This window comes from Paraburkholderia sp. PAMB 6770 (genome assembly GCF_057748135.1).
This window is the reverse complement of the sequence record NZ_CM173239.1, coordinates 678741-698215: the sequence shown is the minus strand read 5'-3', so window position 1 is coordinate 698215 and position 19475 is coordinate 678741. Positions and strand designations below refer to the sequence as shown.

Annotated in this window: 19 protein-coding genes; 11 read left to right on the top strand and 8 right to left on the bottom strand. The window is 67.5% G+C overall.

What is annotated here, in order from left to right; translation table 11 throughout:
- Nucleotides 1–56: 56 nt before the first annotated feature.
- The gene (locus tag AC3AP7_RS20570; RefSeq protein ID WP_487364405.1) at nt 57–767 is read right to left on the bottom strand and encodes a lysophospholipid acyltransferase family protein; all 711 of its coding nucleotides are present in this window, start codon (nt 765–767) and stop codon (nt 57–59) included.
- Nucleotides 768–1320: 553 nt separating this feature from the next.
- Here AC3AP7_RS20570 and AC3AP7_RS20565 point away from each other — a divergent pair.
- Together AC3AP7_RS20565 and AC3AP7_RS20560 are read left to right on the top strand one after the other, a co-directional pair.
- Entirely contained in the window at nt 1321–1587 is a 267-nt protein-coding gene (locus tag AC3AP7_RS20565) for a DUF4148 domain-containing protein (protein ID WP_487364404.1), read from the top strand.
- Between the two features lie 82 nt (nt 1588–1669).
- A complete protein-coding gene (locus tag AC3AP7_RS20560; protein ID WP_487364403.1) occupies nt 1670–1837 on the top strand; it encodes a hypothetical protein in 168 nt (55 codons plus the stop codon).
- Between the two features lie 40 nt (nt 1838–1877).
- Here AC3AP7_RS20560 and AC3AP7_RS20555 read toward each other — a convergent pair whose 3' ends face one another.
- From AC3AP7_RS20555 to AC3AP7_RS20545, 3 genes are all read right to left on the bottom strand, one after another.
- Nucleotides 1878–2561: a response regulator transcription factor gene (locus tag AC3AP7_RS20555; protein WP_487364402.1), complete on the bottom strand. Its 684-nt coding sequence runs from the start codon at nt 2559–2561 to the stop codon at nt 1878–1880.
- Between the two features lie 15 nt (nt 2562–2576).
- The gene (locus AC3AP7_RS20550; RefSeq protein ID WP_487364955.1) at nt 2577–3974 is read right to left on the bottom strand and encodes a sensor histidine kinase; all 1398 of its coding nucleotides are present in this window, start codon (nt 3972–3974) and stop codon (nt 2577–2579) included.
- 576 nt (nt 3975–4550) lie between these two features.
- On the bottom strand, nt 4551–4865 hold the full coding sequence (locus AC3AP7_RS20545; RefSeq protein ID WP_487364401.1) for a hypothetical protein: 315 nt from the start codon (nt 4863–4865) through the stop codon (nt 4551–4553).
- A 238-nt stretch (nt 4866–5103) separates the two neighbouring features.
- Between AC3AP7_RS20545 and AC3AP7_RS20540 the strand changes: the two genes are divergently transcribed.
- The 3 genes from AC3AP7_RS20540 to AC3AP7_RS20530 all read left to right on the top strand — a co-directional run bounded on the left by AC3AP7_RS20540 (nt 5104) and on the right by AC3AP7_RS20530 (nt 8542).
- Nucleotides 5104–7113 (top strand): bifunctional DedA family/phosphatase PAP2 family protein, encoded by a 2010-nt coding sequence (locus AC3AP7_RS20540; protein ID WP_487364400.1) that lies wholly within the window; start codon nt 5104–5106, stop codon nt 7111–7113.
- 48 nt (nt 7114–7161) lie between these two features.
- Nucleotides 7162–8190 carry a VTT domain-containing protein gene (locus AC3AP7_RS20535; RefSeq protein WP_487364399.1) on the top strand — a complete coding sequence of 343 codons (1029 nt, stop codon included), beginning with the start codon at nt 7162–7164 and terminating at the stop codon, nt 8188–8190.
- Nucleotides 8191–8338: 148 nt separating this feature from the next.
- The gene (locus tag AC3AP7_RS20530) at nt 8339–8542 is read left to right on the top strand and encodes a cold-shock protein (RefSeq protein ID WP_487364398.1); all 204 of its coding nucleotides are present in this window, start codon (nt 8339–8341) and stop codon (nt 8540–8542) included.
- A gap of 189 nt (nt 8543–8731) precedes the next feature.
- Here AC3AP7_RS20530 and AC3AP7_RS20525 read toward each other — a convergent pair whose 3' ends face one another.
- Both AC3AP7_RS20525 and ppk2 read right to left on the bottom strand, forming a co-directional pair.
- Complete coding sequence (locus tag AC3AP7_RS20525) at nt 8732–9655, bottom strand: LysR substrate-binding domain-containing protein (RefSeq protein WP_487364954.1); 924 nt, start codon at nt 9653–9655, stop codon at nt 8732–8734.
- A gap of 117 nt (nt 9656–9772) precedes the next feature.
- Complete coding sequence (gene ppk2 / locus AC3AP7_RS20520) at nt 9773–10696, bottom strand: polyphosphate kinase 2 (protein ID WP_487364397.1); 924 nt, start codon at nt 10694–10696, stop codon at nt 9773–9775.
- Nucleotides 10697–10866: 170 nt separating this feature from the next.
- On the opposite strand from ppk2, the gene AC3AP7_RS20515 reads away from it, so the two are divergent.
- Entirely contained in the window at nt 10867–11913 is a 1047-nt protein-coding gene (locus tag AC3AP7_RS20515) for a S1C family serine protease (RefSeq protein ID WP_487364396.1), read from the top strand.
- Between the two features lie 15 nt (nt 11914–11928).
- On the opposite strand, the gene ggt is transcribed toward AC3AP7_RS20515, so the two are convergent.
- Both ggt and AC3AP7_RS20505 read right to left on the bottom strand, forming a co-directional pair.
- Entirely contained in the window at nt 11929–13662 is a 1734-nt protein-coding gene (ggt, locus tag AC3AP7_RS20510) for a gamma-glutamyltransferase (RefSeq protein WP_487364395.1), read from the bottom strand.
- A gap of 146 nt (nt 13663–13808) precedes the next feature.
- Nucleotides 13809–15212, bottom strand: a complete 1404-nt coding sequence (locus AC3AP7_RS20505; RefSeq protein ID WP_487364394.1) for an MFS transporter — start codon at nt 15210–15212, stop codon at nt 13809–13811.
- 346 nt (nt 15213–15558) lie between these two features.
- Between AC3AP7_RS20505 and AC3AP7_RS20500 the strand changes: the two genes are divergently transcribed.
- The 5 genes from AC3AP7_RS20500 (at nt 15559) to AC3AP7_RS20480 (ending at nt 19475) form a co-directional block, all read left to right on the top strand.
- Complete coding sequence (locus AC3AP7_RS20500) at nt 15559–15990, top strand: hypothetical protein (protein ID WP_487364393.1); 432 nt, start codon at nt 15559–15561, stop codon at nt 15988–15990.
- Between the two features lie 563 nt (nt 15991–16553).
- Complete coding sequence (locus AC3AP7_RS20495) at nt 16554–17714, top strand: porin (protein WP_487364392.1); 1161 nt, start codon at nt 16554–16556, stop codon at nt 17712–17714.
- Between the two features lie 201 nt (nt 17715–17915).
- Nucleotides 17916–18260, top strand: a complete 345-nt coding sequence (locus AC3AP7_RS20490; protein WP_487364391.1) for a sugar ABC transporter ATPase — start codon at nt 17916–17918, stop codon at nt 18258–18260.
- Between the two features lie 103 nt (nt 18261–18363).
- A complete protein-coding gene (locus AC3AP7_RS20485; protein WP_487364390.1) occupies nt 18364–18882 on the top strand; it encodes a metal-dependent hydrolase in 519 nt (172 codons plus the stop codon).
- A 302-nt stretch (nt 18883–19184) separates the two neighbouring features.
- Entirely contained in the window at nt 19185–19475 is a 291-nt protein-coding gene (locus AC3AP7_RS20480; RefSeq protein ID WP_487364389.1) for a hypothetical protein, read from the top strand.

Below are 19475 nucleotides of genomic sequence, written 5' to 3'. Positions count from 1 at the left end.
CCGCGCGGCAGTGTACCGCGAACGCGCCGCGCGGACAGGCGCGGCGCACCCGGCCGTCACAATTGCTCAAGCGCGTGCTCCATCCACGCGTGCACGTCATGGCTCAGCGCCTGCGGCGAGCGGTCCTGCGGCGAAAATACGGGCCCCGCGACGACGCGGATATGCCCCGGCCGGTCGGGCCAGCCCTTCGCCGGCCACACCGCGCCGGCGTTGTGTACGACCGGCACGATGGGCGCGCCGGTCGCGCAGGCGAGGCGGATGCCGCCCGAGGTCAGCCGCAGCGGCGCATTGCGCGCGACGCGTGTGCCCTCGGGGAAGATCACGACCACGTCGCCCTTCGCGAGCCGCTCCGCGCATTCCTGCGTGACGGCCTGATGCGCCTGGCGCAGCGAGCCCCGGTTCAGGCTCACCATGTCGAGACCGCGCAGCACCCAGCCGAAGAACGGCACGCGCAACAGATCCTCCTTGAACACGAAGCTGATGCGACGGGGAAAGAGTGCGAGAAACGCCAGCGTTTCCCATGTCGACTCGTGACGGCACAGCACGATCGACGGCCCCGGCGGCAACTGCGCGAAGCCTTCGAGCGAGCAGGACACGCCGGGCAGCCAGCGCATCCACGCGACCATCGCGCGACACCATTGCGCCGCGAGCCAGTAGCGGCCCGCGCGCCCGACGAATGGAAAGAGCAACAGGATGAGTGCCGAATAAATCATGCCGCTGCCAAGCAGGCAGACAATGAACAACCACTTCGTGAACTTGAAACGCATGCTGTGTCGGATCTACGGGGAACAGGAGCGGCGTGCGCAATGCACACCGCGCGTGACGCGGGCGCCGGTGCGGGCGCCGCGAGCGGATTGCCCGGCCGGGCGTTCGGCATCCGGCTAGTCTGACACAAATCGGGGGGCACGGGCGGCGACAGGACCGCAGCGAGGCCGCACGTCAGGCGTGCCGGTCGCGGGGATACACCGCCGGGGTCCGGATCGCCGGCGCGCCGCGCGCAAAGCGCAGCCAGCGAAACACAGCAAAACGAAACGGACGCACACGTGCATGCCAGTGCGTACGAATGCACGAACGCATGCACGTACGAATGCATGCGCACGCAAACGCCGATGAAACACGCTTCACGATATGTTCGCGACGCGGCGGCAACCCGCATCCGCACGCGATCGCGCGCATCGCAACGATTAAAAATCTCTTCACGCCGATGCTCGCGGCGCGATAGCCCCGCCTCTCTATTCTGCTCCTCACCGGGAATGCACTGTGTCACGCGGTACGGCCCGGAACCGTCCATCTTTGAAAAGCCAGAAGGAGCAGTCAGTCATGAAACCCCTCCCGATCGTCGCCTTGCTCGGTCTGCTCGCCACCGGTTCGGCATTCGCGCAGAGCGCCGCGCCGGCGGCCGGCGCGACGGCGCCGTGCCCGAGCGCTGTCGCCACGGCGGACGCCGCGCAGACAGGCGCATGGGTGCCGCCGTACGGTCAGCCCGTGGCGCAGAAAACCCGCGCGCAGGTCTACAACGAACTCGTGCAGGCCGAGCAGGATGGCCAGCTCGCGTATCTGAACAGCACGGTCTACGCTCACCCGTAACCGCGACGTGCGATGGACCGCGCCGCGCCGCCCCGGCCCGCGGTGCCGCCCCCGCACCGACCTCACCGGATGCCCGCCTCTCATGGACAAGAAGCCCTGTCGCCCTTCGTGGCTGCGGCTCGCCTTCGCCGCCTGCGCCGCGCTTGCGTGCGCCACGCTGTGCAGTTGCGCATCGCTGCAAGCCGGCCCCAACGGGCCGAACGGCTGTGTCGGCCCGCCCGACTACTGCACACCGTTCTTCGGCGCCTGACGCCGCCGCACGGGCCGCCCGCACGGGCGGCGCGAGACGGTCAGCCGGTGCTCAGCTGATACCCATAGCGGCTGATCGTCTCCACCTTCGCATCGAAGCCATGCGTGTCGAGCTTGCGGCGCAGGCGCGACACCACCAGATTGACGCTCGCCGGATCGACATCCTCCTTGTCCGGCCACGCGTAGCGGATCAACTGCTCGCGCGCGACCGGCGCGTTCGCCTGACGTAGCAGGCACTCGATCAGCAGGAACTCGCGCTTGGTCATCAGCACGCGCCGCTCGCCCTCGACGAGATCGCGCGTGAGCGGATCCAGCCGGATCGGCACCGCGCCGCCGGACGGCGCCGGCGTCGAGCGCGCGGACGCCGCGCGCTGCAGCGCAAGCATGCGCTCCTGCATTTCCAGAAACGAATAGGGCTGCACGAAGCACGCGTCGGCGCCGGCGCGCAGCACCTGGGCGCGGTCCAGCGCGGTACCGGTTGCGAGCGCAACGATCAGCGCCGGCGCGTGCGGCAGCGCCGCCAGCTCCGGAAGCGTTTCGAGCAGCTCGCTGCGCTGCACGAGGCCGACCGTGGCGATCACCACCGCATCGAACGGCTCGTGCGACGCGAGATACAGCGCGTACCGCAGGTTATCCGCTGTCTGCACGCTGTGGGCGCTTTCCCGGAAAGCCTTGTGCAGGTAGACGGTCTCCGCCTCGGAAGGCGAAACCAGCAGGATTCTCATCGGAAGTTCTTTGTCCTACTGAAGGTTGTGTGGCCAGCAATCGATCGTGATGACAGCGCCGCGCCCCTCGCCGCCGATGCGCATCGAGAAGTCATGCAGACGTACGATCGCCGACACGATGCCGAGTCCGAGCCCGGTTCCCGGCACATGGCGCGTCTGCTCGACGCGGTAGAAGCGGTTGAGCACCGCATTGCGCTCGCCGACCGGAATGCCCGGACCGTTGTCGGTCACGACGAATTGCGGGCCGAGGCGCGTCGCATACAGTCCGACGCTCACCTTGCCGCCTTCGGGCGCGAACTTGATCGCGTTGTCGAGCAGGTTGCTGAACGCTTCGAACAGCAGTGCGCGATCGGCATGAATCGCCTCGACCGGGTCCGTGTGCACGTCCAGACTGATCGACTTCTCTTCGGCGAGCGGCTGGTACAGATCGCACAGCTCGTCGACGAGCGTACGCACCGATACGCTGGCGAACCCGCCGCGCCGCTGCAGCGCGCCGATCTCCGAGATGCGCAGCATCGCGCTGAAACGTTCGAGGATCGCGTCCGCCTCGCTGCGCGCGCCGGCCAGCAGGCGCGCGGCCGTCTCGTCGTCATGCTGCTGGATGCGCTCGGCGAGACTCGACAACTGCAGGCGCAGGCGCACCAGCGGCGTGCGCAGATCGTGTGCGATGCCGTCGCATGCGCCCTTGACCTCGGTCATCAGACGCTCCACTTCGTCGAGCATGTGATTGACGAGGTGGCACAGCATGTCGAGCTCGTCGTGGCCGCCGACTGGCAGACGCTGCCCGAGATCGCCATTGGCGATACGCGTCGTCACGCGCCGCATGTCCGCGACGCGCCGCACCTGGCGCAGGCTCAGCAGCAGGCCGGCGGCCAGGCTCGCGACGATGCACAGCACGCCGCCGCCCACCAGCGCGCGGGTCAGTTCCGCGCGCACGTGCCGCACGTCTTCGAGGCTGCGGCCGATGATCAGCAGATTGCCGTCGTCGCGCGTCTCGCCCATCAGCCGCACGGTGGGCTGCAGCGGGTTGTGGTCGAGCAGCAGCGTGCGGCCCACCGTCGAGCGATGCGGTTCGCCGGCATGCTCGAACGTGAGACCGTGCGGAATCGCGTCGATGTCGCCGACGAGCTTGCGGCCGTCGGGCGTGAACAGGCCGTAGTAGCTGGTGTGCCGGTTCTCGCGCTCGAGCCGGCGGCCGATCACAGGGGCAAGCTGGTCGTCCGGCTTCGAGTCGAAATAGCGCAGTTGCCAGCGGATGCCGCTGTCCGCCTCGCGCTCCATCGCGCGGCCGACCGAGTATTCGAGAAAACCGAGCAGCACCGCGAAGCACAGCGAGAAAATCGCCGCATAGGCGGACAGCCAGCGGAATGTCGTGGTCTGCCATTGCTGGACCGGACGTCGCGTGAAAGACATCTCCGGGGTCTGCGGGGAACGCATGCGTGCACGGGCCTTGCCGAATTCGAGAGCGGACACGGTCATCGGCTCCTCGTCTGTCGATGGGTTGAGGGTCGGAATCGGGCACAGGCCCACGGCCTGTCGGTCAACCCACTGCCGGGGTCGCGATGCGGCAGCCATTCAGCAAGCCATGGCTGCACGATTTCAAGCGCACATAAAATGATCTGATGCATTACAATCGGCATGCCGGAGCTTACATAAGACATCCACATTCAAATCTCCGGAATGCTGCGTGCGACATTTCAAATCAAATTCGATCCACCAGCAATCCAATATATGAACTGCGGCATATTGCGCATCAGTGCAATGGCCATTGAGCACCGCATATCATTAAATAAGGCTTCTCCAGCCTGCTCACAGTTTCGGCATCTTATCGCCGCGTGAATGAACACGACGCCGCATCAAGATGAAGAACCCGTCACGTTTTTGTTATCAAGGTAAAACGAATTACCTTTTTTATTGGCACGGGGTGAGTGCCGGCGGGCGCATCGCGCATCGCCCCCGCCGGGAACCGGCATTGTCCGGCGCGGGCCGTCAGTGGCCGCGATAATCGCCGCACGGCGCCGCCGGCATGCACGGTGCGCCGGCCTCGCCGTGCGTGTCTTCGGTGCCGCCATACGACGCGTTCGCCATCGCGTGCGACGCGTGCGACGCGCGCTGCGCGCCTGGCGCCGCGACCGGGCCGTAGTACATGTCGGTCGCGTCCTGTGCGGACTCGTCGGCGTTCCACTCCATCGCCGCGCGGCCGGCCGGTTGCATGTCCATGCCGATACCCTGCGCGCACGCCGCGCCGGCCGACAGCAACAGGCCCGATACCGCGAGCATCGGCCATACGTTCATCCATTTCATCGTGAGACTCCTTGCATCGGATTGCCTGCGCGCGCGTCGCGTGCGCGCCGCACCTTCGTTATAGGTCACGCGGCGCGCAGATCAACGACGCGCAACGGCTGGCCGCCCTGAAGGGCCGGCTCGGGCCGGCTCGGGTATAGTGCGTCGAGGCGCGCCGCCGGCTGCCGCCGCGCCCGCGCCGTGCGCGCCAGCCGCATCGTCCGCGGGCCAGCCCCCTGTTCGCCGGGTCGGAAAACGGATGGAGCACGCGTACGTTCACCTGCTGCACCTGCTCGGCGCCCATGCGCAATGGACGCTCGCAGTGGTCTTTGCCGCGGCGTTCCTCGAATCGGTCGCGGTGATCGGCACCGTCGTGCCCGGCAGCACGGCGATGTTCCTCGCCGGCGCGCTGGTCGGCACCGGCTCGCTGAATCTCGGCTGGCTCCTTGCATGCGCGCTCGCCGGCGCGGTCGGCGGAGACGGCCTGAGTTACTGGCTCGGCCATCGCTACCGCTTCGCCATGGCGAACCGCTGGCCGTTGCGCCGGCATCCGCAGATCCTCGCGGCCGGGCAGCAGTTCTTTGCGCGCCACGGCGCGCGCAGCGTCGTGTTCGCGCGCTTCATCGCGCCGGTGCGCGCCATCGTCCCGGTGGTCGCCGGCATGGTGGGCATGCGCCCGGCGCGCTTCTATGTAATGAACGTGCTGTCGGCGCTGTTGTGGGCGCCCGCGCACATCCTGCCGGGCATCGTGTTCGGCGCGTCGCTGCAGCTTGCCGGTGCGGTGTCGTTCCGGCTCGTCGCGGTGATCGCGATACTCGCCGCGCTAGGCTGGCTGAGCTACCGGCTGATGCATGCGCTGCTCGCGCGCGCCCACGCGTGGGCCGTCGTGTCGCACCGGCGGTTGCTGTCGTGGGCCCGGCGTCATCGCGGGCGCCCCGCGACGCTCGTCGCCCACGCGCTCGATCCCGCGCATCCGGCAGCCGGCGCCATCGTCCTCATCTCGGTGCTCGTGCTGCTGTCCGCGTGGCTCTTCTTCAGCGTCTTCGAAGGCGTGGCGAACGGCGAGCCGGTCGTGCAGATCGACCTGTCGGTCTACCGGTTCCTGCAGTCGGTCCGCTCGCCGTGGGCCGACGCCCTCTTCGCGAGCCTCGCGGCGCTCGGCAGCGGCCCGACGCTCGCCGCGCTGATCGCCACGGTCGTGCTGTGGATGACCTACGAGCGCCGCTGGCAGACCGTCGCGTACTGGCTCGCCGCCGTGGTGTTCTCGCAGTTCCTGATCCTCGCGATCCAGCTGACGGTGCGTCACGCGCCGCCGGTGTCGGCCGGCGCGGCGGTCTTCGCGTTTCCGAGCAACGACGTGGCCGCGAGCGCGATCGTCTACGGCTTTCTCGCGTTCCTGCTGGTGCGCCGCGTCGGCACGCTGCAAGGCATTGCGGTGGCGACGTTCGGCACCGCGATCGTCGCGGCGGTGGCGCTCGCCGGACTGTACTTCGGGCGCTTCGCGTTCTCCGATGCGCTCGGTGGCGTGGCGTTTGCGGCCATCTGGATCGCCGTCGTCGCGCTCGTCGCGGTGTGGCGCCATCCGCAGCCGCCGCCGCGGCGCGCGTTCATGCCGGCGATCGTGCTGGGCGTGCTCGGCGCCAGCGCGTCCGCGCAATGGATGTTCGCGCCCACCCCGACAGCCGGGCCGCCCGGCCGCCCGCCGACGCTCATCAGCAAGGCGCAATGGACCGATACGGTCTGGCGCACCTTCGCCTGCTACCGCTCGGACATGGCCGGCGAGCGCCGCGAGCCGATCACGGTGCAGTGGTCGGCAAGCCGCGCCCAGATCGAGGCGCAGTTGCGCGCGCGCGGCTGGATCGAGGGGCCGCTGCTATCGGTGCGCTCGCTGCTGTCGCTGGTTGCGCCGAATCCGGCCGCGACCGCGCTGCCGGTGCTGCCGCGGCTCGACAACGGCACCCCGTCGGTGCTGGTGTTCATGCGGGAGCGCACGGCGCGCGGCGAGCGCGACGTGCTGCGCTTCTGGCCCACGCAGTACGCGCTGCGGCGTCCGCACGGCGCGCCCGGCGCGCCGGTCTGGCTCGGCTCGCTGGTGCACGAGCGCATCGTGCGGCCATCGTGGCCGTTCAACGTGCTGCGCCCGGATCGCCGGATCGATCCGCTGATCGCCGCGCCGGGACAAGCCGACGCATGGCGCGCGCTCGACGTGTCGCGCCGCAGCGGATGCCAGGGCGTGCCCGTCATGCTGATCGATTCGAACGTAGAATGACCGCGCGGGCCGCCGGGCCGCGGCCCGCCGCACTCAGGAGTGCCGCCGTTGATCGCGCTATCGCAATCGCAGATGCTGGCTTGGGGAAGCACCCTCGTGTTCGTGAATGTGCTGCTCACGCGCCTCGGCGTACCGGTTCCGGCCGCCCCGGTCCTGCTGTTCGCGGGCTCGGCGATCGCCCGCGGCGCGCTGTCGCTGGGCAGCGTGCTGCCCGCCGCGATAGCGGGCGCGCTGCTTGGCGACAGCGTCTGGTTCGCGGCCGGGCGCATCGTCGGCCCGCGGCTGATCGCCGCGTTGGCGCGCCGCTCAGCGTCGCTCGGCACGCACGTGCGTCGCGCGCGCACGCTGTTCGAACGACATGGCATCCCGCTCGTGTCGGTATCCAAATTCATTCCGGGACTCGCGATCGCCACGCCGCCGCTGATGGGCTGCACCGGCGTCGATCCGCGCATCTTCGTCGCGTGGGACACCGCCGGCGCGGCCATCTGGGCAGGCTTCTGGCTGCTCGGCGGCGCGCTGTTCGAGCCGCAGCTCGCGCTGGCGGCGGCCATCGTGCGCGCACACGGTGCAACGATGATCGATCTGGTGCTCGGCGGCTCGCTCCTGTTCGTCGTGGTGCGCGGCGTGCAACGCTGGCACTTTCGCCGCTGGCTCGCGCGCGTGCAGTTGACGCCGGAGCAGCTCGACGCGGCTATGCGCAGTGCATTGCCGCCTGTGATCCTGGACGCGCGTCCGCCCGCCGCCGCTCGCGCGGACGCGCCGCGCCACGCCGGCGCCGTGCCGGTCGACGCAAACGCGCCGGCCCGCTTCGTCGCCGCTCTGCCGGCGCAGGGCCGCGTCGTCTATTGCGTGTGCCAGGACGAGGCTTGCGCGAGGCATCTGGCACACTTGCTGCGTCGTCAGGGATTCCGGCGCATCCGGGCGCTGAAGGGCGGCCTCGATGCATGGACGAGCCGCGGCTACCCGCTCGACGCCGTGCCCGCCGCGCCCGCCCGAGGGCCGGCGGCGGCCGGCGGCGGCGACGCGGTCACGCTGCGCGCAATCGCCCCCGGACAGCGCGTGCGCGGGCGTCCGTGAGCCGCCTCGGCAGGTTCGCCGCGGCGGCCCCGTGCAATACGCGATTGTGGTTTGCCACAAGACTGTGGTAAAACGCGTCGTCGCGCTTGAGCGCATGCAATGCGCCGCGCGGCTTCATAGATAACGTCTTTTGGGAAGGTTCAGGAAAATGGCAACAGGTACCGTGAAGTGGTTCAATGATGCAAAGGGCTTTGGTTTCATCACGCCGGACGACGGCGGCGAGGATCTGTTCGCGCATTTCTCCGAAATCCAGTCGAACGGCTTCAAGTCGCTGCAGGAAAACCAGAAGGTCAGCTTCGAAGTGAAGCAAGGCCCGAAGGGCAAGCAGGCGGCCAAGATCACGCCGATGTAATACCGCTGCGCGTCGTCCGCGCATGCCAGGATGGCCCGCGCAAGCGGGCCATCGTCGTTTATGGCCGCAGGAACACCGGTTGCGCGCGGCAAACGCGGCGGACCACGGCTGGCCCAGGCCATCTTGCCGCCTCATTGATTCGCACAACCAGGCGATGGTCCGGCCGCCCTCTCGTTCGCGCGAGCGCGCTTACGGCTGCGGCGCGGCCGACGGATCGAAGCCGCGCCCGGTCAGCCAGACCTCCTGCAGCAGCCAGTCGCGAAACGCCGCCAGTTGCGGCAGATCCGCCTGGCCGGGGCGCGTGACGAGCCAGTAGGACTGGTGCCCGTCGACGTGCACGTTCAGCACCTGCGCGAGCTCGCCGGCGGCCAGTTCGCGCGCGATCATGTGGCGATCCGCGATCGTGATGCCGAGCCCGTCGATGGCCGCCTGTATCGCGAGATCGAGCAGATCGAACTCGTAGCCGCCGTGCGTATCCACGCCGTCGATGCCGGCCGCTTTCAGCCAGTGCTGCCAGGTCAGATAGCGCTGATCGGCGCTCGCGAGCACGTGCAGCAGCGTGAAGCGGTTCAGGTCGATGCCCGCCTGTCCGGCATGACGCGCCAGCAGCGCCGGCGCGCACACCGCGACGTGACGCTCGGTCATCAGAAGCCGGTTGTCGAAACCCTCCCACTCGCCGTCGCCGAAGCGGATCGCGCAGTCGAGCACGCCGGACTCGGCGAGCCGGTCGTCGATGCGCGTCGACAGGCTCACGTCCAGCTCCGGGTGCGCGTCGCGCAGGCGTCCGAGGCGCGGCATCAGCCAGCGGCTCGCGAAGGTCGGGGGAGCGTTCAGACGCAGGCGGTTCAGGTGCGTCTTCTCCTGAATGCTGCGCACGGTCAGCTCGATCTTGTCAAACGACTGCTGCAGCGCCTGCAGCAGCAGACGGCCCGCCGCCGACAGCTCCAGATGATGATGGCGGCGCTGCAGCAGCGGCTCGCCCAGTTGTTCCTCGAGTTGCCGGACCTGGCGGCTCACCGCGCTCTGCGTGACGTTCAGCAGTTCGGCAGCGCGGGTGAAGCTGCCGGTGCGGCCGGCCACTTCAAAGGCTTTGAGCGCGTTCAGCGCGGGCATCTTTCGTTTCAAGGGCGTCTCGGCGGGAAGGCGGCGGTCCGGAGCGCCATTCTACGCGCTCGCCCGCGCGCCCCGGCCCCCGCCGCCGGCCACCCCGCCGGGGCTGCGGGACCGCCCTCAATAGATATCGGGCACGATCATGTCCGCCGGCACCGGCTGACGGATGTACTCGGCGTTGTAGACGCGTTCCGGCAGCGTGACGGCCGGATGCTCGACCTCGTGATAGGGCACCTGGCCGAGCAGATGGTGGATGCAGTTCAGCCGTGCGCGCTTCTTGTCGACCGCCTGCACGACCCACCACGGCGCCTCCTGGATATGCGAGCGCTGCAGCATCACCTCTTTCGCCTGCGTGTAGGCCTCCCAGCGGCGCCGGCTTTCGAGGTCCATCGGGCTCAGCTTCCACTGCTTCAGCGGGTCGTGAATACGGCTCCGGAAGCGGATTTCCTGCTCCTCGTCGGTGATCGAGAACCAGTATTTGAGAATCTGGATGCCGCTGCGCACCAGCATCTTCTCGAACTCCGGCACCGAGCGGAAGAACTCCTCGTACTCCGCGTCGGTGCAGAAGTTCATCACGCGCTCGACGCCGGCGCGGTTGTACCAGCTGCGATCGAACAGCACCATTTCGCCGCCGGCGGGCAGGTGCGGCACGTAGCGCTGGAAATACCATTGCGTGCGCTCGCGGTTGCTCGGCGCCGGCAGCGCCGCGACCCGGCACACGCGCGGATTCAGGCGCTGCGTGATGCGCTTGATCGCGCCGCCCTTGCCCGCGGCGTCGCGCCCCTCGAAGATCACCACCAGCCGGTGACCGGTCGCGACGATCCAGTCCTGCAGCTTGACCAGCTCGCCCTGCAGCCGGAACAGTTCGCGGAAGTAGGTCTTGCGCAATTCGCGCTGCTCTGCCGAGAACACGCCCTCGCCGTCGAGGACGTCGTCGTCCCGCTCCATTTCGAGCTCTTCGTCGTACGCGTCGATCAGGTCTTCTTCGAAGCGGCGCTGCCGCTCGGCCAGCGCGGCGACGGCTTGCGGATCCTGTTCTTTCATTGCGGCTCTCCTCTGGGCGGGATGGCGCCGGCACGCGGCGCCGAACGCCTGATTATCGCAGCGCCACGTTTCAGCGGTATGTCGGAAACGGTCGACGGGCCGCGCCGGCGCCCCCTTGAAAGCCGCTGCGCCGCCCCGCAATTACGGACCCGTCTCCGAGGACCTGCATCATGGGAAGCCGTCCCCGCTTCATCGACGACCTGCCGTCCGGGCACGCCGCCGCCTCCGGCCGCCCGTCGCCGGGCGCACGGGACGCGCCGGACGACGGCGCGCTGCTCGACGCGTACTCGCGCACCGTCATCGGCGCGCTCGCGCGGGTGCAGCAGGCGGTCGCGTTCATCGACGTCGAGCGCCGTGGGTCCGGCGAAGCCGGCGCACGCCGCGCGCGCGGCGGCTCCGGCTCCGGCTTCCTGTTCACGCCGGACGGCTATCTGCTGACCAATAGCCACGTCGTGCATGGCGCGACGCGCCTCCACGCGACGCTCGCGGACGGCAGCCGGTACGACGCCGATCGGGTCGGCGACGATCCCGACAGCGACCTCGCGGTGCTGCGAATCGGTTCGCCGGAGCCGCTGCCTCACGCGACGCTCGGCCACTCCGGCGCGCTGCAGGTCGGCCAGATCGCGATCGCGGTGGGCAATCCGCTCGGACTCGCGCAGACGGTCACCGCCGGCGTGGTCTCCGCGCTCGGCCGTTCGCTGCGCTCGACCTCCGGGCGCCTGATCCACGACGTGATCCAGACCGACGCGGCACTGAACCCGGGCAACTCCGGCGGGCCGCTGATCAACTCGGCAGGCGAGGTGATCGGCGTGAACACGGCCATCATTCCGGGCGCGCAGTCGATCTGCTTCGCGACCGCGATCGACACCGCGAAGTGGGTGATCATGCAGATCTTCGCGCACGGCCGCGTGCGGCGCGCCTATATCGGCGTGGCCGGAACGACGATGCCGTTGTCGCGGCGCGTGCAGCGCTACTTCGGGCTCGCGCAGGAAAGCGGCGTCCGGGTGCTCGAAATCGTCAAGGGCAGTCCGGCGGCGACGGCCGGACTGCGCACCGGCGACACGATCGTCGCGATCGACGCGCTGCCGGTCGACGGCGTCGACAGCCTGCAGCAGATCCTCGACGCGTCGCGCATCGCGCGCGCCGTGAACGTCACCGTGCTGCGCGGCGCGCAACGGCTCGACCTGGGCGTGACGCCGGTCGAGCAGCGCGGTTGACGCGTCGAGGCGGCATCAGCGGATCACGCGCGCGACCCCGCGGCCGCGCGGATCGGATGCCGGCTGCGGCGTGTCGCCCTGGACCAGGATCGCCTGGATGTCGCCGTTAAAGTGCTGCCCCTTCAGCACGTAACCCATCGCCTGGAGCTGCTGCGCAAGCGTGCCGGTGATCGGCGCATACGGCTCCCAGTAGATCGTATCGGGCGGCAGCAACTGATGGTGAAAGCGCATCGCCGCCACGGCCTGCGGTAGCGGCAGATGGAAGTCGTACAGGTCGGTGATCACCTGGAAGATCGACGTAAAGATGCGCGAGCCGCCCGGCGTGCCGATCACGAGCGCGACCTTGCCGTCCTTCGTGAGAATCGTCGGCGTCATCGACGACAGCGGGCGCTTGCCCGGCTCGATCGCGTTCGCCTCGCCGCCCACCACGCCGAACATGTTCGGCGCGCCCGGCTTCGCGGAGAAATCGTCCATCTCGTCGTTCAGCACGATGCCGGCGCCGTCGACGACCTCGCCCGAACCGAAATAGCCGTTCAGCGTGTACGTGTTCGACACCGCGTTGCCCCACCGGTCGATCACCGAGAAGTGCGTCGTTTCCGCGCGCTCCGGCATCGACGTGCCGAGTCCGGGCTGCACGCGCTGCGTGTCCGACGGCGCAGCCGGGTTGACTTCCGCCGCCCGTTTCGCGAGATACGCGTCGTCGGTCAGCTGCGCAACCGGCACCTTGTAGAAGTCCGGATCGCCGAGATACTGCGCGCGATCGGCAAACACGCGCTTCTCGATCTCCGCGACCAGATGGATGTACTGCGCGGAGTTGAGCGGCACGCCGTTGAATGCGGGCGCGAGATCGGCTTTCATCTTCAGCAACTGCACGAGGCCGATGCCGCCCGAGCTCGGCGGCGGCGCGGTGATCACGCGGTAGCCGTTCCAGTCGGCCTCGACCGGCTGCCGCCACACCGCGCGGTACGCGCGCAGATCGCGCTTCGTGATGAGCCCGTGACCGGCGCGCATCGACGCGACAATCAGATCGGCCGTCTTGCCGTCATAGAAGTCGGTCGCGCCGTCGTTGGCGATGCGCGTGAGTACCGCCGCAAGCTGCGGCTGCGTGAAGCGGGTGCCCGTGTTCAGGCGGCCGAACCACGCGTCGAAGTTCGTCTTGCCGCCGAATGCTGTCGCGGCCGCATCGCGACGTGCCTGCAACGCAGGGCTTACCACGAAGCCCGCGCTGGCGTAATGGATCGCGGGCGCGAGCACCTGTTTCCATGTCAACCGTCCGAAGCGGCGCTGCGCGTCCCACATGCCCTCGACGGTGCCCGGCACGCCCACCGCGCGATAGCCGTGCCGGCTCATGTCCCTGATCACGTGGCCGGCGCTGTCCTGATACATCGTGCGCGTCGCGGCGAGCGGCGCTTTCTCGCGATAGTCGAGGAAATACGGCTTGCCGTGCACGTACAGCGTCATGAAGCCGCCGCCGCCGAGGTTGCCGGCCTCCGGGTACGTGACGGCCAGCGTGAACGCGATCGCCACCGCGGCATCCACCGCATTGCCGCCCTCCTTGAAAATCCGCGTGGCCGTGTCGGCGCCGTAGCGGTCGGCAACCGCGACTGCCGACGCATCCAGGACAACCGGCTCCGTTTGCGCGGCGTCCTTCGCACAGGCCGGCGACCCGTCGACGAAGCCCGCCGACACGACGGCGAGCGCCCCGACCGCAAGCGGGCGCGCGAACCGCGCTGTTTCAAGCCATGACATGGAATGTCTCCTTCGGTTGACTTCGGCTGACTTCGGTTGACTTCGGCTGCCCCGGCTACCTTCAGTTGTCCTTATGGACCGGTCGCAGTGCTCGCTGCGCCGATGTCCCGCAGCCGCCCGCTTGCGCAGCACGCCGCGTGCCCGGCTTACGCGCGCCCACGTCCGCCGCGCGCCACTTCGTCGCCGCTGCCTTGCGGCATGCGCGCGGTGACAGGAATCGAGCAGAGCGAGAACAGCCCGATCGCGACGAACGCCGGCCAGAAATCCGACCACACGATGGCCGGATGCCCTTGCAGGCGGTGCGAAATCTGCAGCACGAGGCCGCCCACCGTGACGCCGAGGCCAAGCGACATCTGCTGGATCACGCTCGCGACGCTGGTCGCCCGCCCCACGTCGCGCGCCGGAATGTCCGCATAGGCCAGCGTGTTCAGCGACGTGAACTGCAGCGACGGAAAAATACCGCCGACGAGCACGATGCACCAGATCAGCCCGCGCGACATGCCTGGATGAAAGCACCCGTAGACTGCGATCGCGAGCCCGGCGAGCACCGCGTTGACCATCAGCACGCGCCGGAACCCGAAGCGCGCGAGCACGCGCGCGGCCACCGTCTTCATGAAGATCGAGCCGAACGCCGAGGCGCACGTGATCGCACCGGACATGAAGGCCGTCATGCCGAGCCCTTCCTGCAACGCGAGCGGCAGCAGAAACGGCACCGCGCCGAGACCGATGCGAAACAGCGAACCGCCGAGCACACTGGCCTGGAAGCTCGGAATGCGCAAGAGACGCAGATCGAGTACCGGCAAGGCGGCCCGGTTCGCGTACCCCCCGTATGCGAGCAGCAGCGCGACGCCGCAGGCGAGCATCACGAACGCGCGGCCGGTTGGGATCAGTTCGCCGCCGACGAGCGACAGGCCCAGCATGAACAGCGTCGCGCCGCCGGCGGACAGCACGAAGCCGGCCCAGTCGAGCCGCCCGGGATGCGCTTCGCGCACGTTCGCGATATGCCGGTTCGCCAGCCAGATGCCGAGCACGCCGATCGGGATGTTGATGAAGAAAATCAGCCGCCAGTGCAGATAGGTGGTGATGAAGCCGCCGAGCGGCGGCCCGACGACCGGGCCGAGCAGCGCGGGCACGGTCAGGTAGTTGACGGCCCGGATGAACTGCGACTTGGGCAGCGCCCGAAAGATGATGATCCGCCCGACCGGCACCATCAGCGCGCCGCCGATGCCCTGGATGAAGCGCGCGCCGACGAACATGCCGAGCGACGTGGATGCCGCGCAGATCAGCGAGCCGGCCATGAAGATGCCGATCGCGGCGCGAAACACGGTGCGCGAACCGAAGCGGTCGGCCACCCAGCCGCAGATCGGAATGAACACGCCGAGGCCGATCACGTAGCTGATCAGCGCCAGTTTCAGCGTGATCGGGCTATGGCCGAAGTCGCGTGCCAGCGCCGGCAGGGACGTCACGATGACCGTGCCGTCGACGTTCTCCATGAACATCGCGCACGCGACGATCAGCGGCACGATGAAGGCACCCAGGGCAAGAGGCATCGGCGGATCGATGGGCGGAAAGGCCCGATTATCGCATCGTCGCGCAACATTTGTTGTCGACGATCCCCGTTGCCACAGCAGAATCTGCGGCACCGCCGCGATCGTTGAGCACGCAACCAGATGACGCGGCGGCGCTCGCAACGCCATCCGGCTCGCCGCGCGTGCGCAGCGCAGTGCAGCGCCGGCAAGCTTGCGAATGTCTTTCATTGTTGCGCGCATTCGCTGCCAGGATGCGCGAACTGCACAGAAAACCAGCAGAACCCGGGGAAGATTGGTAAAGTGCGAACTCGGTTGCCGGCGGTTTCCGCCGCGGCCGCCACTGTATTTTCAACCTGCCCCGCCGCACATGAAGCACGTTTTGCCTGCCGTTCTCGCCGCCGCCGGCATCGCCCTGTCCACCGCCTGTCAGGCGGCCGCGCTGGACACGCCGCTCACGTGCAACGAATCCGCTCACCAGTTCATCGCCGACCTCGCGCGCGCGCAGCTGATCGATCCGACACCCACGCGCGTCGAAAGCAATTCGATCAACGCGTTCAGTCCGGCGCGAGGGGCGGACCTCAGCGCGTTCGGCTTTCATGTATTCGCGGTGGTGGGCTACGAGAAAAACGATCCGATCTTCCGCACCGGCGACGGCGCGCCGATCGCGAACTCCGCGTATGGCGCCGTCGTGTTCGGCAGCGACTCCAGCGTGCAGGCCGCGGTGACCCAGGCCGGCAGCACGGCGATCGTTCATCACGTCGCGCCGCACATCACGGCGATCTTCTGCAAGCGCAGCTAGCGCGCGGCGGCGCGCCTTCCGCGGACGCGACGCCATTATTTCCCGATCAAGAACGATATTTTTCCGGCTTTCGCGGAACCTGATATCCGTTCAAATCTGCCATTTCATTCACGCATAAAAAAACGCGGCCCGCGGGCCGCGTTAAAACAGATGAAAAGACACCCCCGGTCAAGGGGTGCCTTCGATTTTAAACCCGTCAAACCAGGCCGGCCCGCGACTAAACTGGAATAGTGAATTTCAGATATCGAATCAATATAAACCCGCACTAATCGCGTGCCTATTCGCGCGCCGCGGCAATACGCGTTGCCCGTCGCATCGGCACAACAGCCCAAAAGGCTTGACAGCCCGTCCCGCGCCGCCCGGATAATCACAAAAATGCTTTGTTTATCCGCACTTACCCGAATCGACATCACCATTCCTGATTCAGGAAAGGATTATTGTGTCGATCAACCTTAATCAATTCATCTGCAGGAATACACTTCGCTTCGAATCGTCGGGTAAACGTCTATTTGACGGACCGCCCGCAAGCCGATTCCCTATGGACTGTTTCGGAGTATAAAAGCATGAAAAAAACCCTTATTGTCGCGGGCATCATGAGCGCATTTGCGATCAGCGCTCATGCACAAAGCAGTGTCACGCTGTACGGCACGCTCGACGCGGGCCTCGTCTACTCGAACAACCAGACCGGCCACAGCAACTGGCAGGAACGCAGCGGTTCCGTGTCCGACACGTACTTCGGTCTGCGCGGCAGCGAAGACCTCGGCGGCGGACTGCACGGCATCTTCGATCTGGAAAGCGGTTTTAACGTGAACACCGGCCAGTTCACCGAAAGCAACACGCTGTTCAACCGTCAGGCGTACGTCGGTCTGCAGAGCGACCAGTACGGCACGGTCACGCTGGGCCGCCAGTACGACTCGATGGTCGACTACCTGTCGCCGCTGTCGGAAGCGGGCGCGGACTTCGGCAACAACCTCGCCGCCCACCCGTTCGACAACGATAACCTCGACGAATCGTTCTCGATCAAGAACGCGATCAAGTACCAGAGCGCGAACTACCAGGGTCTGCGTTTCGGCGGCCTGTACGGCTTCAGCAACGCGGCCGGCGAGTTCTCGAACAACCGTGCATGGAGCGCGGGCGCCACTTACACGAACGGCCCGCTGAACTTCGCCGCCGCCTACCTGCAGACGAACAACTCGCCTGACCTGTCGAATGACGCAGGCGGCGCGGTGTCGGCCGGCGACGGCAACAACGCGAACCTGACCGCGGCGCTGCAGCGCACGTTCGGCGCCGGCGTGAACTACTCGTATGGCCCGGCCACCGTTGGCTTCGTGTGGACCCACACGCAGGACGAAGATCTGCTCGCGGGCGCACAGGGCGGTACGGCCTTTGCCATCCCGACCGATACGAACCTGCGCCTCGACAACTTTGAACTCAACGGCAAGTACGCACTGACGCCGGCGCTGAACCTGAACGCGGCCTACACGTTCACGGACGGCAAGTCGACCGGCGGCGTGACCGAAGGCGATCCGAAGTGGCAGACCGTGTCGCTGCAGGCGGACTATTCGCTCAGCAAGCGCACCGACGTGTACCTCGAAGGCGTGTACCAGCACGCATCGGGCGAGATGGCCAACGGCCAGGCAAACGTAGCGATGATCAACACGCTCGCGCCGTCGACCAACGGCAACCAGGTCGCGGCCGCAGTGGGTCTGCGTCACCGCTTCTGATCGAAGCAGCGGACCGGTTCTGCGGAACCGGTCGCCCCGCCCGCGCGCGCGTGAACCGGTCACGCGCGCGTTTTCTTTTTGCGCGTCGATTTGCGCACGCGGCGCGCGGGGTGCGGCCACGCGTGCAGCGTGCGCCGCTATACTCGTGGATATCGCCCTGCGCGCCGCGCGTCGCGGCGTCCCGATCTCTACGACTCCACCATGAAAAGACTCCTCGCCATCGTTCCCGCCGTGCTCGCGCTCGCCGCCTGCGGCAGTCCCGGGGGACCGTCGCGCGATGCCTCGCAGCCGCTCGTCTATCTGCGCTCGGCGCGCAGCGCGTCCTCGATCAGCGCGTGCCTCGAAAGCCGGCTGGCGCGCGTGCGTGCGACGATCGTCGGCAACGAGACCGAACTCGCGGTCGGCTCCGACTCCGATACCGCGTACTTCGTCACGCTGACGCCGCTCGCCGATGGCGCGGTCGTCAAGGTGATGCGCCCGGCGCACGCATCGGACGATCCGCCCGAGCCCGAGCTGCGCTTCGACATCGCCCGCTGCACGACCTGATCCGCACAGCGGCCGCGCACGCGCCGCTGTCATTTTTTGCACGCTTCTGCGAACATAGCCGCCCTTCGTTTCCGATCGGCGTGTCGCGCGCCGTGCAATTCCGATGGCTTCACGTCATGCCCATCATGCGACCGGCTTCGCGGCCGGCGTGATCGCTGCAGTTTTTATCGTGCGCGCCGGCGCGGGCGGGCCGTTCGGCCTGATGGCGTTGCCTGGCTTCATCAGTGCAGTCGCGGGCAGCACGGCGCCCGACTGGCTCGAAATCGCCTGGTGGTCGCGCAGGCGGCGGCTGTGGATCACGCACCGCACGCTCACGCATTGGGGCGTCGCATGGGCTGCGCTGCTCGTCGTGTCGTATCGCTCGCTCGGCCCCGCGCACCCGTGTGCGGCGCTCGCGTTCGGGTTCGCCTGCGGCGGCATCATGCACCTGCTCGCGGACTGGCCGAATCCGCTGGGGGTGCCGTGGATCGCGACCCGTCATTCGCTGAACTGGTGGACGAGCGGGCGCTGCGACCTGCTGGTCGTCGGCGCCTCGTGGCTGGCGGCGGGATGGGTTGCGAGCCATATGTGGCTGCCGCGCCTGTCGCTGGCGGGATGGCACCGGCTGGCGGGAATGGGTTAGACGCGTCCGGGGCGCGACGAGGTGCGCGACGCGAAGCCGAAGCCGGAGTTACCCACAGATTCTTTATTCCCCCCAAACATAGATACATAGCTAGGCTGATTCAGCTCACAGTAGCCCGCAAAACCCCTCTAGTTGGGGGTTTTTTTTGATTGATGGTTGGCAAACTTATTCCATAATTATGCATCGCATGTAGATTCCGCCCGAAGGATGTCGCGATGTCTTTGGGTTTCGAGTAGCAGTCTTTCTTTGAAAGACGAGTAGCAGGTGGGGGGCCGGGGGAGGAGCGTATGGGACGACGGTCTGTGGATAACTTGACGCTGGAGCGCTGGCGGGCGCTCGATGCCATCCTGGTGTTGGATAAGCTGGGGTGCTATGCGAAGGCCGATGACACTTTCGAGCCCATAAGGGCACAGGGCACTCTGCGCTATCACGTCAATGCTGAAGGACGAGATTTCGAATTGCTTCTTCGCGGCCCAAAGTTCTTCGACATCCGGCTCAAGCGCGGCGGAGGGGGGGCGTTGGATTTGGTCATGCATTTGCACCATCTCGACTTCAAAGGTGCGGCGGACCTGTTGCGTCGTCTCTCTGTTTAG